The 13,893-nt window shown below is 48.7% G+C and carries 13 protein-coding genes; all 13 read left to right on the plus strand.

The annotated features are described in order from the left end of the window. Positions 1 to 69: 69 nt before the first annotated feature. Positions 70 to 1,344 carry a chloride channel protein gene (locus G459_RS0119405; RefSeq protein ID WP_026969130.1) on the plus strand — a complete coding sequence of 425 codons (1,275 nt, stop codon included), beginning with the start codon at positions 70 to 72 and terminating at the stop codon, positions 1,342 to 1,344. A 318-nt stretch (positions 1,345 to 1,662) separates the two neighbouring features. After that, on the plus strand, positions 1,663 to 1,851 hold the full coding sequence (locus G459_RS0119410) for a hypothetical protein (protein WP_026969131.1): 189 nt from the start codon (positions 1,663 to 1,665) through the stop codon (positions 1,849 to 1,851). A 53-nt stretch (positions 1,852 to 1,904) separates the two neighbouring features. Continuing rightward, positions 1,905 to 2,291 (plus strand): hypothetical protein, encoded by a 387-nt coding sequence (locus G459_RS0119415; protein ID WP_026969132.1) that lies wholly within the window; start codon positions 1,905 to 1,907, stop codon positions 2,289 to 2,291. A 107-nt stretch (positions 2,292 to 2,398) separates the two neighbouring features. After that, positions 2,399 to 2,566, plus strand: coding sequence for a hypothetical protein (locus G459_RS29940; RefSeq protein ID WP_157373385.1), 168 nt, complete (start codon positions 2,399 to 2,401; stop codon positions 2,564 to 2,566). Positions 2,567 to 2,838: 272 nt separating this feature from the next. Beyond that, the gene (locus G459_RS0119425) at positions 2,839 to 4,191 is read left to right on the plus strand and encodes a sigma-54-dependent transcriptional regulator (RefSeq protein WP_245588208.1); all 1,353 of its coding nucleotides are present in this window, start codon (positions 2,839 to 2,841) and stop codon (positions 4,189 to 4,191) included. 503 nt (positions 4,192 to 4,694) lie between these two features. Beyond that, a complete protein-coding gene (gene kdpF / locus G459_RS30645) occupies positions 4,695 to 4,772 on the plus strand; it encodes a K(+)-transporting ATPase subunit F (protein WP_084454593.1) in 78 nt (25 codons plus the stop codon). Positions 4,773 to 4,774: 2 nt separating this feature from the next. After that, on the plus strand, positions 4,775 to 6,469 hold the full coding sequence (kdpA, locus tag G459_RS0119430) for a potassium-transporting ATPase subunit KdpA (protein WP_026969134.1): 1,695 nt from the start codon (positions 4,775 to 4,777) through the stop codon (positions 6,467 to 6,469). Positions 6,470 to 6,479: 10 nt separating this feature from the next. Then, a complete protein-coding gene (gene kdpB, locus G459_RS0119435; RefSeq protein ID WP_026969135.1) occupies positions 6,480 to 8,513 on the plus strand; it encodes a potassium-transporting ATPase subunit KdpB in 2,034 nt (677 codons plus the stop codon). An 18-nt stretch (positions 8,514 to 8,531) separates the two neighbouring features. Continuing rightward, positions 8,532 to 9,104: a potassium-transporting ATPase subunit KdpC gene (kdpC, locus tag G459_RS0119440; RefSeq protein WP_026969136.1), complete on the plus strand. Its 573-nt coding sequence runs from the start codon at positions 8,532 to 8,534 to the stop codon at positions 9,102 to 9,104. Between the two features lie 137 nt (positions 9,105 to 9,241). Then, entirely contained in the window at positions 9,242 to 10,297 is a 1,056-nt protein-coding gene (locus tag G459_RS0119445) for a porin (RefSeq protein ID WP_035456476.1), read from the plus strand. A gap of 32 nt (positions 10,298 to 10,329) precedes the next feature. Then, entirely contained in the window at positions 10,330 to 11,448 is a 1,119-nt protein-coding gene (locus G459_RS0119450) for a histidine kinase (RefSeq protein WP_035456461.1), read from the plus strand. Between the two features lie 13 nt (positions 11,449 to 11,461). Beyond that, entirely contained in the window at positions 11,462 to 13,270 is a 1,809-nt protein-coding gene (locus G459_RS0119455; protein WP_026969139.1) for a HAMP domain-containing histidine kinase, read from the plus strand. 282 nt (positions 13,271 to 13,552) lie between these two features. Continuing rightward, positions 13,553 to 13,891: a PadR family transcriptional regulator gene (locus tag G459_RS0119460; protein ID WP_026969140.1), complete on the plus strand. Its 339-nt coding sequence runs from the start codon at positions 13,553 to 13,555 to the stop codon at positions 13,889 to 13,891. The last annotated feature ends 2 nt before the right edge of the window (positions 13,892 to 13,893 follow it).

A 13,893-nucleotide genomic window follows, 5' to 3' on the forward strand; every position in this document is an offset into this window, starting at 1 on the left:
AAAATCAGTTTTTTCTTTCTGAATTGACTCTATTGGACTTACTTCGTGGTCCTTTTAAGTGATGTCATTTTGGAAATACAGAAAAAACGCAAGCTGATTCGATACGCCAACCTATTGGATCAGCCGATCCGTCTCAGCCCGTTTTTGTTCAGCAGAGACTTTTTTCTTTGGGCCATCTTGGGTCTGATCGGCGGTACCATTGCGGGAGTCTACTGGATCGCTTTGGAGACGGTGACGCATTGGTTTGGAGTGTTTAAGGGTTGGGAGGTCGTGCCACTGATGACAATTGCAGGATTGCTGGCTGGCCTGGTGATCCACTTTATCGGCGATCCGGGAGAGATTCATTTGATCGTAAACAACATCAGATTCAACAAGGGGAAACTCAATCCCAAAAACAATCCTTCAATGATCCTGTCCTCTCTGCTCTGTGTAGCCTCGGGAGGAAGCTTGGGCCCGGAGGCTCCGCTGGTTCAGGTGACTGGATCCACCGGAACTTGGCTTGGCAAGATGCTGCGCCTAAAAGGCGAGGCGCTGCGAACCTATAGCATAGCGGGGATGGCGTCGGGATTTACGGCACTGTTTGGTGCTCCGCTTGGAGGGAGCCTCTTTGCTCTGGAGATCCTGCATCACAAGCACATGATGGAGTACTATCGCGCTGTGATACCTGCCTTGGTTGCCAGCTGCTTCAGCTACGTGGTTTTTGCGCTCATTGTCCATCTCGGATTGGGCCCCACGTGGGATTTTCCCAGCTATACTTATGGGGGAATTTTCGATTTTGGGTTTGCGGCTTTGGTGGGAATTGTCGCCTCTGCTGTCGCTTGGCTGTTTATTTATTGCACAAAAATCTGTAAGAAGCTCTTCGAGCAAAAGCCGCTGCCGATCTATGTCAAGACGACGATTGGTGGATTTTTACTAGGTTGGATTTCCTTTTATTTGCCCATCACCCGATATTTTGGTCATCATGAGATCAACGAGCTGATCAGCCAAACCTTGACTTGGGAGGTGTTGGTAGCGGTGTTGCTCTTCAAGATCTTGGCCATCTCCATCACCGTGACGTCCGGCTGGAGAGGCGGATTTATCATCCCGCTATTTTTTGTAGGTACAGCACTTGGACTGTTGATTTGCCAGTTGTTTCCGGGCCTCAATATTACGTTAGTAATCGTGAGCTGCATGGCGGCGATCAATGCATGCGTGACCCGGACCCCGGTAAGCACCACGATTCTGTTAACTGTGCTGACAGGATTTGGACACTTCGTCCCGATCTTGATCGCGAGTATGACTGGGTATTTTTTGGCGCCCAAGATCCCGTTTATTCATTCTCAGCTTAAAGACACAAAAGAGTAGGGGCTGAAAGGACTTCATGCGCTCGTTTGGCGATCGTGAGTTCGGCGGGTCATGGGGGTTTTCAAGCATGATTGGAGCGATTTTTTGAGCTGACAAAGATTTGTAAAGTCGGTCATCACGCACCTCCAGAGCGTGAATAATTTTCCACATCATGGCCAAAAAAAGTCCCTAGGACACGAATTCCCCTGTTTTATTTTGCTTTTCCCAAAAAAATAAAACTGCATTTCCACGGCCTTTTCGGGGCAGGGGCGCTGATTTTTAACGGCCGGCAGGGACTGGTATGGATATGGAATTGTCTTTATCCAAACCGGGGAAATTATGAAGGACAGCAATCCAGAAAACCCTTCACTCGAACTGCAGATCATCCGAAAATTATGTTTGGAGAGGAATCTGAAAATAGCAGGTGAAACTCCTGCTGCAGGATTTGTGCAGAAAAGCAAACGTCTGAAAATCCCGCTGCAGATAGATCCTGTGCCACGCAGTGAGGGGTTGAGGTTGTCGCCTTAGTCTGAAGGTCTCCCCGAATTTTAAAGAGAATATCCATCTTAAATCCAAAGCAAATGACCCTTGTTTTAATGAAAAGCAATTTGACAGTAGCGCTCACAAACTGTATCCGCGACTGTGCCGGTTTGATACGGAAGTTTGAAGCTGATCCAAAATCAGCGGTATATGTGACCAAGGCGATGGAATGCAGGGCCACCTGCTTGGAATGTCTGGAGGCCTATGAAGCGACCCAATTCGCAGTAAGAGGTCTTCTTCTCCATGCCGTGACCCATGCTTGCAACTCTTTCTTGAGGATGGCGCGATTTTCCGAAGATCAAACGATTCAGAAATGCATTGATTCTTGCCGGGCGGCTATTGAAGAATGTGGCCATCTGACAGGTGATCAGGATTTTGCAACCTTTTTGTCTCCGACGGTTACAGCTTCGACAGCACGCTCCGCATGATTCCTGCGCCCTTCAGTAGCACCAGGACATCTTCCGCTGTGTCAATGACCGCAGCGGATTTGATGGCCTATACTATTTACTCTTTGAAAACTTAAACTTCAACAGCCATGAAAAACAAAGAAGCCAACAAGAAACCAGCTCCTACATATCAGAAAGTTAGAAAGGTGTCTCCTCTAGGAAATCTGGAACAAGAACCGCCGACTAGGAATGAGAAACCTCACAGCGAGTTTATAGATGAAGAATCAAATATTACCAAAAAGAAGCCGGGCGCCTGAAACCTGTGTTTTCGCTGGATGCGTGGAACGGCACAAAGCTGCTCGGATCTCGAATTCGATTTTTTTCAATTTTTTGGACCGCCTCCGAGCTATCGCCAGGCGACGGGGTAGCCTCACGGCTTTTTTGCAAACAGAAAATAAAAGTTTTTTCCTCTTAGGACTATCTGTCTTGAGAGCGGTAAAGTCACTTTTCTATTTGAAAGGAAGCGGCCCTTTTTGAAAAAACTCATCCGATTTGCCTTACTTCGCAGGCATCTAGGATTTGTAATCGCATGAACAAGCTGATGGAAGGCACACTTTTGATAATCGATGACGAAAAAGATATCCGCAATCTGCTGGCTAAAATGTTGGAGTACGAAGGATATACCGTTCGATCCGCTGAGACTGCGAAAGCAGGGATGCGGATACTCGGTGAAACCCCGATCTATGTCGTGCTCTGCGATGTCAAACTTCCTGACGCAAAAGGTGTCGAGCTGGCTGGGGAGATCAAGTCCGTCTCCCCAGAGACGGAGATTATCTGTCTGACGGCGTACGGCAATATACCGGATGGCATCCAAGCGATGAAAAACGGAGCTTTCGATTACCTGGTCAAGGGAGATGACAACGACAAGATCATCCCGCTGGTAAGCCGGGCCTACGAAAAGGCAGGATTGCAGTTTCGCATCCGAGAGCTAGAAAACAAGATGGTTCGGAAGTTTGGGTTTGAGCAGATTATCGGAGATTCACCCTTTATCAAGCAAGCAATCTCTCTCGCCCAAAAAGTCGCTCCTTCCGACGCCACGGTACTTCTGACGGGGTCTACCGGCACAGGAAAGGAAGTTTTTGCACATGCGATCCATGCTGCCAGCACGAGGGTCAACCGGAATTTTGTGGCCGTGAATTGCAGCGCTTTTGGAAAAGATCTACTCGAAAGTGAGCTTTTTGGCTACAAAACAGGCGCATTTACCGGTGCGACTAAAGACAAAAAAGGCCTGTTTGAGGAAGCCAATCAAGGCACAATCTTCCTGGACGAAATAGGAGAGCTTGATCAGGATCTTCAGGCAAAGCTCCTGCGTGTGCTGGAATCGGGGACTTTTTTGAAACTGGGAGATACCAAGGAAACTCAGGTGAACGTCCGCATCATTGCTGCCACTAACCGTGATTTGGAAGAAGAGAGCAGCACGGGCAGATTTAGAGAAGACCTATTTTATAGACTTTCCGTTTTTCAGATCAAGCTTCCCTCACTCAACGACCGAAGAGAGGATATCCCGCTGCTGACGGAACACTTTGCCGCTCAGTTTGGACTTAAAACAGGCAAAAAGATTCAGGGGATTTCCAAAGAGTACAGCGATGCACTGAAGAAGCATTCCTGGAGGGGAAATATCCGCGAACTCCGCAACATTGTAGAAAGATCCGTGATTCTCTGCGATGGAGATACACTGACCAAGGATCTTCTACCGCTTGATTTTGACAAGTCCAAATCCGGAAGCGTGAGTGGAATATTTGACTTGAAGGAAGTCGAAAAGCAGCATCTCAAGATGGTCCTGGGCCACACAGGCGGCAACAAAACCAAGGCAGCCAATCTGCTGGGAATCGGCCTGTCTACGCTTTATCGTAAGATGGAGGAGTTTAACATCACCGCCTGAGGACTTCAAGAATCCAGCGAGTAAGATTTTCAGCATCGGCTAAAGCCAATTTTTTCCATTCTTTCAAAAGAAAGAAACTTAATTTTTCACTTAGGCTCACCGCGTCATTTTGGGAAACCACGTCATTTTGAAGTGGTTTTAGGATCGGCTAAATCCTTCTATTTTCTGATTTTTGAATTGTAACAGACTGTAATACAGTTTTTTAAAACTTATTTTTTACTGCGGTTGATTCCGGGGCATTTCATTTGGCATGCTGGGAGAAAATCCAGTCAGGAACATTATCAGAAACTTCCCGACTGACCAAAACTTTATCTCACCATGAATCTAATGATGACAATTTCCATGCTCGTGCTCGGTCTGGCTTTATTCGGCATTTTCTACAGATCGCTGTGCTTCTTCCACCGGCTTCTCACCAACTGACGATGGAAACATTTAGCGCAAATACTAAAACGACCAAGCAAATCCACTTGCTTGATTCCCTGTCGACCTAATCAATTCCAAAAATGATACTTCTCTTAATCCTCTCGGTGGCCACATTCGGCTACCTCTTTTATGCCATTGTTAAACCCGAAAAATTCTGATTATGAATACTGAAATTCTTGGAGTTTTCCTGATTTTCCTGCTTTCAGTCGGATTGGCTTGGCCGCTGGGAAAATACATCGTTAAAGTCTTCCGCGGCGAAAAAACCTGGACGGATTTTCTGTCTCCTCTGGAGCGGTTAATCTTTAAAATATCGGGTATCGATCCGAACCAGCCCATGGATTGGAAGCAAAATATGAAAACGCTTCTTGGCATCAATGTGCTTTTTTTCGTCTTCGCCTTTCTAGCACTGGCGTTTCAGGGATCGCATCCCTTTTGGAATCCGGTGAATATCGGCAACTGGGAACCGACACTTGCATTCAATACGGCAGTGAGCTTCGCCACCAACACCAATTTGCAACATTACAGCGGGGAGAGTGGTGCTTCCTATTTCACCCAGCTGCTGGTGTTCTGCTGGCTGCAGTTTGTCAGTGCGGGCACTGGTATCGCCGCCTGCGCATTGCTGTTTCAGGGATTGAAAAACCGCACAGGCAGTAATCTGGGCAACTTTTATAACCTGATGGTGAAAAGCTGCACACGTATTCTGTTGCCATTGGCGGTCGTACTGGCCGTGATCCTGATGGTAAACGGAACCACAGCAAACTTCGAAGGTCTTGCGGAAGTCACCACACTGGAAGGTGAAATTGTCCAAGTCGCCGGTGGCCCAACTGCCCCGATGGTTGCCATCAAGCAATTGGGTACCAACGGTGGTGGCTACTTCGGACCGAACTCCACCCATCCGTTTGAAAACCCGAATTACTTGACCAACATCGCTGAGAACGTCGCCATTCTACTCATTCCGATGGCGCTGGTATTTGCCTTTGGGTTTTTTCTCAATCGGAAGAAACTGGCCCTGATGTTCTTTGGAGTGATGACGGTACTCTTTATCACGTTTACCGCAGTGTCTGTTTCTGAAGAAATCAAAGGAAATCCAGCCATCGCAGCAATGGGAATAGCCACTGATCAATCCAATATGGAGGGCAAAGAAGTCCGGTTTGGAGCTGCAGCTTCCTCGCTCTGGGGCGTCTCCACCACTGCCACCTCCAACGGTTCGGTCAACAGCATGCATGACAGTCATACACCCCTTTCCGGCGGAATATTCATGCTCGACATGTTTATCAACGCGGTGTATGGCGGAGTAGGAGTCGGCTTTATCAACTTCTTCCTTTTTGTCATCGTGGCGGTATTCATCGCTGGGCAGATGATCGGCCGTACTCCGGATCTCCTTGGGAAAAAGATAGAAGCCCGGGAAGTAAAGATTGCCGCGATGGTCGTCATCCTCCATCCACTGTTGATTTTGGTAGGCACAGCTATGTCAAGCTATGGAATCGTACAGGACCCCTCATTGGGCTGGCTGAAAAATCCCGGTTTCCATGGGTTCTCCGAGATGCTTTACGAAAATACCTCTGCGTCTGCAAACAATGGTTCCGGCTTCGAAGGCTTGGGCGACAATACGCCGTTTTGGAATATTCTCACGGGCGTCATCATGCTGTTGGCGAGGTACATTCCCATCATTGGGCCACTAGCCATCGTAGGCTCTTTGTCTGTCAAAAATCCCGTACCCGCTACCGCCGGATCACTTCAGCTCGATAGCCCCGCATTTGCTACAGTGCTTATTTCGGTCATCGTCATCGTCGCGGCTTTGGCATTCTTTCCGGCCATGGTATTGGGGCCATTGGCGGAATATTACACCTTCTAATTCTTGAATTATGTCAGATAACAATACTTCTCTGTTTAGCGCGGAGACTTTCAGTCAGGCGGTAGGGCAGTCTTTTGCGAAGCTCAATCCGGTCTTGATGATCAAAAACCCAGTGATGTTCACTGTGGAGATCGGTACCGCGATCATGTTGGTGGTGACCGTCCTGTCGGGACTTTCCAGTCACGATAGCCTCGGCGATCTTGGATACAATGCAGTCATCACTTTGATACTTTTCCTCACCGTATTGTTTGGGAATTTTGCAGAAGCAATCGCTGAGGCAAGGGGGAAAGCGCAGGCAGATACGCTGCGAAAAACCAGAAGAGACACCCTGGCTAAACTGCTCAATAAGGACGGATCGATCTCCGAGACAAGCTCTGCGGATCTGAAAAAAGGAGACGTTTTCGTCGCCATCGCCGGAGACGTAATTCCAGCAGACGGCGAGATCATCGAAGGCCTCGCATCCATCGACGAGTCAGCGATCACAGGGGAATCTGCGCCTGTGATCCGTGAGGCTGATACGGATCGCAACAGCGTGATCGGCGGTACCAAAGTGCTGTCAGACCAAATTAAGGTGCAGGTAGTGACTGAGCCGGGAGAGAGCTTTCTGGACAAGATGATCTCGCTCGTGGAAGGTGCCAATCGCCAGAAGACACCCAATGAAATCGCGCTGACGATCCTGCTGGCGAGTTTCACCCTTATATTTCTGATCGTCACGGTGACCTTGAAGCCCTTTGCAGATTTCGCCAACGCGCCGATCACGATCGCGGCGCTGGTATCACTGTTCGTTTGTCTGATCCCCACCACGATTGGGGGACTGCTTTCATCGATCGGGATCGCAGGCATGGACCGTGCGCTCCGGGCCAATATCATAGCCAAATCAGGCAAGGCCGTAGAAACTGCCGGAGATATCGATACGCTCTTGCTGGACAAGACCGGTACGATCACCATCGGAAACAGAAAGGCGACCAGCTTCTCCCACCTGGAGGAAATAAGCGACAAGAAGTTTGCGGAATTGTGTGTGATCAGTTCACTCGCTGACAGTACTCCGGAAGGCAAGTCCATTATCGAGCTGGCAAAGCGACAGGATATTACGGTAGCAAAAGAGTCAATAGGGGAGGCTTTATTTATCAAGTTCAGTGCAGAGACCCGGATGAGCGGAGTGGACTTGGTAGATGGTAGAAAAATCCGCAAAGGAGCGTGGGACGCGATCTCCAGATGGTCTGAAAACAAGGACGATCTGGCGAAGCTGGAGGCAAAAGTGACCGAAATCGCCAACAACGGAGGAACTCCTTTGGCTTTGGCTGTGGATAGAAAAGCCCTCGGGGTCATCCAACTGGAAGACATCATCAAGCCGGGAATTCAGGAGCGTTTCGAGCGCCTGCGAAAGATGGGTGTGAAGACCGTGATGGTCACCGGTGACAATCCGCTCACGGCGGCTTTCATTGCCAAAAAAGCTGGCGTAGACGACTTCATCGCAGAGGCAAAGCCTGAGGATAAAATGAATTACATCAAAGAAGAGCAGCGCCTCGGCAAACTCGTCGCCATGATGGGTGACGGGACCAATGACGCTCCGGCTCTTGCGCAGGCCGACGTGGGAGTGGCCATGAACAGCGGTACGCAAGCTGCCAAAGAAGCTGCCAATATGGTGGATCTGGACAGTGATCCGACCAAGCTGCTGGAGGTGATCGAGATCGGAAAGCAGTTGCTGATTACACGCGGCAATGTGACCACGTTCTCTATTGCGAATGACGTGGCGAAATATTTCGCAATTGTTCCTGCATTGTTTGCCGCGGCTATTCCCGGCTTGAACGCCCTGAATATCATGAATCTCTCCACGCCGGAGTCGGCCATTCTTTCGGCAGTTATCTTCAATGCGATCATCATTCCGATGTTGATTCCGCTGGCATTGAGTGGTGTGAAGTACCGGCCCGTTGGTGCCTCTGCTTTGCTGACCAGAAACTTGTTGGTTTACGGTCTGGGAGGAGTCATTGTGCCTTTTATCGGAATCAAGTTGATTGATCTGGTGGTCAGTCTGGCACTTTAATTTTAACTATTCTAAAATATGAAATCATTAAGAACAGTATTGGGATTGGGACTTTGTACTCTTGTCTTGTTTGGAATCCTGTATCCGCTGGCCATGGTCGGTATTGGAAAAGTAATGCCTGAGCGCTCGGCCGGAAATCCGATTTTCCGCGAAGGTACATTGGTAGGCTTTGAGCAGATCGGTCAGTCATTTACGAGCCCCGAATATTTTTGGGGAAGACCTTCGGCGGTAGAATATAATGCCGCGTCTACAGGTGGATCGAATTTTGGGCCAACCAACCCCGAATTCCTTGCGCTGGTGCAGGAGAGAATTGATGCGTTTCTCAGCTCCAATCCGGGATTGACGGCTGCCGATTTGCCGATAGAACTCATCACTGCGTCCGGCTCGGGATTAGATCCGCATATCACCAGACAAGGTGCCTTGATTCAGGCTTCTCGCGTTGCAAATGCCCGTGGAGTCAGCGAGGAGGCTTTGCAAAAGCTGATCGACACGCATACCGAAAAAGCGCTGTTTGGGATGTTTGGCCCTTCAGACCAAGTCAATGTACTTAAATTGAATCTGGCTGTGGATGAATTGACGGCTTCCAACTAGCCGTGAACCTTCTTTCAGCCACTACCTATCCCGCTAATCACACTGTTATTCAAATGCTTCTTACTACTATTTTAAACCACTTCCGGACTTTATTTTCTTTCCTGCCAAAGCCAAGCAAGAGCGTCAATCTCCTTGTGATGATGTTTGGCTTTTGTCAGGTTGCTTACTCGCAGGATGAAGAAACTGCGTCGCCACTGACGATCAGCGGTTATCTGGAGGCGTATTACATCTATGATTTTGGCAATCCACAGGACCACATCAGGCCCGATTTCGTCTATTCCTTCAACCGTCACAATGAAGTCAACTTAAATCTCGGCTATATCCAGGCATCGTATCGGACGGAGCAGATACGTGCCAATCTCGCCCTGATGGCCGGCACCTATGCCAATGCCAATCTCGCCGCTGAGCCCGGCGCGCTTAAGAATATCTACGAAGCCAGTATTGGTGTGAAGATTTCCAAGAATCATGACCTCTGGATTGATGCGGGGATTTTGCCTTCCCATATCGGCTTCGAAAGTGCCGTAGGGGCCGCTTGCTGGAACATGACCCGATCTATCCTCGCTGACAATTCCCCTTACTTTGAGACTGGAGCCAAAGTGTCCTATACTTCAGCAAATCAGCGCTGGTTTGTCAGTGGTCTTATCTTAAACGGTTGGCAGCGGATTCAGCGTGTCGATGGAAATAATACGCCGGCCTTCGGTCACCAGCTCACCTTCAGACCTACAAAGAAAATCACGCTCAACAGCAGCTCTTTTGTCGGCAACGACAAGCCCGACAGCGTTAGACAGATGCGTTATTTTCACAACTTCTATGGCCAGATTGAATTGACTGAAAGACTCGGACTGACTGCGGGATTTGATATCGGAGCTCAGCAGCAGTCAAAGGGGAGTAAGTCCTACGACGTCTGGTATTCTCCGGTGCTGATTGCCAGCTATCAGGTCAGTGACAAATTGCGAATAGCTGCACGAACCGAGTACTACGCTGACCCAGCGGAGGTGATTATCTCCACGGGTACGCCTCATGGATTTAAGACGGTTGGATATTCCGTCAATGCAGATTTGGCGGTAGCCGAGCATGTACTGTGGCGTATCGAGGCAAGAAGTCTGAAGAGCAAAGATCAGGTATTCGAAGATGACGGAGAACCGTCTCAAGTGAATACCTTCGTGGGGACTTCTCTTTCGGTCTCTTTTTAACGCGACGAAAACCGTAGTAAATCGACATCCTCATGGAAAACGGGACAGACAATCAATTCTTGAAACACATTCGCAAGCGCAAAAAAGGGAGATTGAAAGTGTACATCGGGATGATCGCCGGAGTAGGCAAGACGTACCGGATGCTGCAGGAAGCGCACGAACTGGTCAAAGCAGGAGTGGACGTGAAGATTGGCTTTATCGAGCCGCATGATCGAGAGGAAACTCTCTCTTTGGTGGCTGACGTCCCGCTGATTCCCCGCAAAAAGGTCTTCTACAAAGGCCGTGAGCTCGAGGAGATGGACCTGGAAAGTATCCTGAGAATCCGGCCGGACGTGGTCTTGGTAGATGAGCTTGCCCATAGCAACATACCCGGGAGCAAAAACGAAAAACGCTGGCAAGACGTGATCGATCTCATTGGGGCTGGGATCAATGTCATCACAGCCTTCAATGTGCAGCATCTCGAAAGTATGGTAGACCGGGTCCAAAAGATCTCCGGTATACAAGTGACAGAATGTATTCCTGATAAAATCCTTCACTACGCCGACGAAGTCGTGAACATTGACCTGCCTGCGGCTGATTTGATCAAAAGATTAAAGGACGGAAAGATCTACAGCGGAGACAGAATCCAGCGGGCGCTGGACAATTTCTTTCAGCCAGAGCAGATCCTGCAACTCCGGGAACTGGCTCTCCGGCAGGTGGCTACGCAGGTGGAGCACCAGATCCAAAATGCGCTCCCGCAGGAGTCACGCATGCCCAAAGAGCGCTTCATGGCATGTGTCAGCACCAACTACGAAGGAGGAAAGAAGATTATCAGGAAGACGTCCCGGCTGGCCTCACACTATCAGGCCGCTTGGTTTGTGCTGTATATTCAGACTCCCAAAGAGCATTCGGATAAGATTGATCTTGCTGTGCAGCGCAAGCTGCTTCAGAATCTAAAATGGGCGACTGAATTGGGAGCCGAGGTGATCCGTGTAAAGGGCGATGACGTTCCTGAGTTGATCTTTCAACAAGCCGAAAAATACAGCATCAGTAATCTGATCGTGGGAGGGCCGCATTTCAGTCTCTACCGACAGCTCATCGGGAAAAACTATTTTGATAAATTGCTCAAGAAATTGGTAAACCGGGAGATAGACGTCGTGCTGGTCTTCTAATTACACCCAAAAGATGAAAGTTAAATACAAACTGTTTCTCTCACTGCTGTTCCTTTTCGGAGTGATTATCTTATTGGGGGGCTTTGGAAGCTACTACCTTCGCTTGCTGGCTGAGGATTCGGCAGCAATTATGAAAGACAACAACCGCACCTTGGTCTATGTCCGGATTATTGAAAATAAGCTGGACAGTCTTCAGTATAAGACTTTGGAGGAGACCCTTTCTTCAGGCGAATCAGCAGACTTTTTCACTAAAATCTACGAGACGACAGACTTCCAGCTGGCCAATTTTACCGAAGTGGGAGAGGAGGAACTGACCGAAAAACTGGTCAATGACCTTGGTAGATTAGAAGCGCTGTATCAGGAAGGCGGGTTTCGCTCCTCGGAGAAAATCAAAGATGAAATCCTGCCTCTGATTAAACAGATCAAGCAGCAGACCGACCAACTCTATGTACTCAACTCTGAGGCGATGCTGCGCAAGAATGAACATGCTGCAGCCACCGCCGAAAAGGCTGTATTATACATGAATATCTTTGGCGGTTCCTGTATTTTGGCGGGATTGGTATTTATCATCGGCTTGCCGATCTACATCTCGAGGCCGCTGGAGACTTTTGCCGGGGCAATCAAAGAGGTGTCCAGAGGGAACTACAAGGTCTCGATACCGATCCGCTCCCGTGATGAATATGGCACCCTCGCGGGTCTGTTTAATCTGATGGCGGCAAAGCTGGACAAGTTTGAGCACTCAAACCTCGCCAAGGTATTGCATGAGCAGAAGCGCCTGAATGCGGTGATCAACCATCTGGATGAGGTCATCCTGGGGCTGGACGAACGCAAGAACGTGATCTTTGCAAACGACCACTGTCTGAAGCTTCTCGATCTCAAGCGCGAACAAGTCGTGGGGCAGCATGCGTCCAGTATCGCGATCCACAATCAGTTGATGGACAGCTTGATTCAGGAGCTAATGATTGACTTCTCCGACTTCGAAGAAAAAGAATACCCCTCGATTACCATTGTTGAGGGGAAGAAGGAGAAGCTTTTTACCAAGAATGTAATTGATGTGGTGGAAACCATGGAAGGAGAGTCCCGAAAGGTCCTGCTGGGTCATGTCATTGTGCTCACGGATATCACCGCTTTTACAGAAAAGGACAAAGCAAAGACTCACTTCATAGCGACACTTTCCCACGAGTTGAAGACTCCCGTCTCTGCGATCCTTCTGAGTACCAATCTGCTGAGAAATGCCAAATCCGGACTGCTAAATGAAAGTCAAAGCGAGTTAATCACCACCATTGAAAACAACAGCGAACGGATCCGCAGGATGATCAACGAGGTGCTCGATATCTCCAAGATCGAGAACGGATCGATTGATATCAATCTGTCAACTGAGTCCCCCGGAAATCTAATCGAAAGGGCAGTGGATGGGGTAAGTCTTTTTTTGAAGGACAAAAATCTGGCGATTACCATCTTACCAATTTCCGGTCTTCCGATGATCAAAGTTGACGCGCATAAGCTGGTATGGGTACTGAACAATCTCTTGACAAACGCCATCCGCTATGCGCCTGAAGGGTCTTCTATCGAGATCAGGACACGTTTGCGCTTGGATTTTCTGGAAATCAGCGTCACGGACCATGGACTGGGAATTGGTCTGGGCAATCAGAAGAAGATCTTTCAGAAATTCACCAAGCTCGAGAATGCCGAGATCTCCGGGACGGGGCTGGGCCTTGCGATCTCCAAAGAGTTTGTCGAGGCGATGAACGGAAGTATTGGCGTAGAATCCACCGAGGGGAAAGGCGCTACTTTTTGGGTGAGGCTGCCAGTGGGTAAATAAACGGGGTTTTTTAAAAGCCAGCACAGAGGATTTTGGTGAAAACAGAGGTTTGATGACAGGCCGACAGCTTTTTTTTAAGGGCAGTGAAAAATCCTCCGCCTGGACGAAGACTGGAGTAAGAGATTCTTTCCGCTGAAGAAAGCACACACAAGTACAAAACCACGCTGGAATCACGACGTGTCGGGCTGGGTTATGGTCTGTCGAAATTTTTTTTGACTATTAATCCTACAAAAATAAAAGATATACATTACTTTTACTTTCGTAGAACAAATAAATCAAATAGTGAAAGGATCTTATTTAGGAGAATTAGAAGAGCTTATCTTGTTGACAGTAGGGGTATTGTTTCCCGAAGCTTATGGGGTGTCGGTCATGGATGAACTCAAGATTCAGGCAGGTCGCTCCCTGAATATCTCGGCGGTGCATTCGGTACTGAGCCGTCTCGAAGAGAAAGGGTATGTGAAATCGCAAATGAGCCAACCTACGGAGGAACGGGGGGGAAGAAGAAAGCGGATTTTTACCCTGACCGCTGCTGGAAAGAATGCCCTGGAAGAAAGTCAGGCATTGAGAAACCAGCTTTACTCCATGATTCCCAAGCCGGCATTTGAACTCAAACTCACCTAGGC

Origin of the sequence: Algoriphagus terrigena DSM 22685 (assembly GCF_000429445.1) — a bacterium.
Classification (GTDB): Bacteria; Bacteroidota; Bacteroidia; order Cytophagales; family Cyclobacteriaceae; genus Algoriphagus; species Algoriphagus terrigena.

Bases quoted from the DNA above. Each gene is read 5' to 3' on its own strand.
- G459_RS0119410 (WP_026969131.1), top strand. From the start codon at position 1,663: ATGAAGGACAGCAATCCAGAAAACCCTTCACTCGAACTGCAGATCATC.
- G459_RS0119415 (WP_026969132.1), top strand. From the start codon at position 1,905: ATGACCCTTGTTTTAATGAAAAGCAATTTGACAGTAGCGCTCACAAAC.
- G459_RS29940 (WP_157373385.1), top strand. From the start codon at position 2,399: ATGAAAAACAAAGAAGCCAACAAGAAACCAGCTCCTACATATCAGAAA.
- G459_RS0119425 (WP_245588208.1), top strand. From the start codon at position 2,839: ATGAACAAGCTGATGGAAGGCACACTTTTGATAATCGATGACGAAAAA.
- kdpF (WP_084454593.1), top strand. From the start codon at position 4,695: ATGATACTTCTCTTAATCCTCTCGGTGGCCACATTCGGCTACCTCTTT.
- kdpA (WP_026969134.1), top strand. From the start codon at position 4,775: ATGAATACTGAAATTCTTGGAGTTTTCCTGATTTTCCTGCTTTCAGTC.
- kdpB (WP_026969135.1), top strand. From the start codon at position 6,480: ATGTCAGATAACAATACTTCTCTGTTTAGCGCGGAGACTTTCAGTCAG.
- kdpC (WP_026969136.1), top strand. From the start codon at position 8,532: ATGAAATCATTAAGAACAGTATTGGGATTGGGACTTTGTACTCTTGTC.
- G459_RS0119445 (WP_035456476.1), top strand. From the start codon at position 9,242: ATGATGTTTGGCTTTTGTCAGGTTGCTTACTCGCAGGATGAAGAAACT.
- G459_RS0119450 (WP_035456461.1), top strand. From the start codon at position 10,330: ATGGAAAACGGGACAGACAATCAATTCTTGAAACACATTCGCAAGCGC.
- G459_RS0119455 (WP_026969139.1), top strand. From the start codon at position 11,462: ATGAAAGTTAAATACAAACTGTTTCTCTCACTGCTGTTCCTTTTCGGA.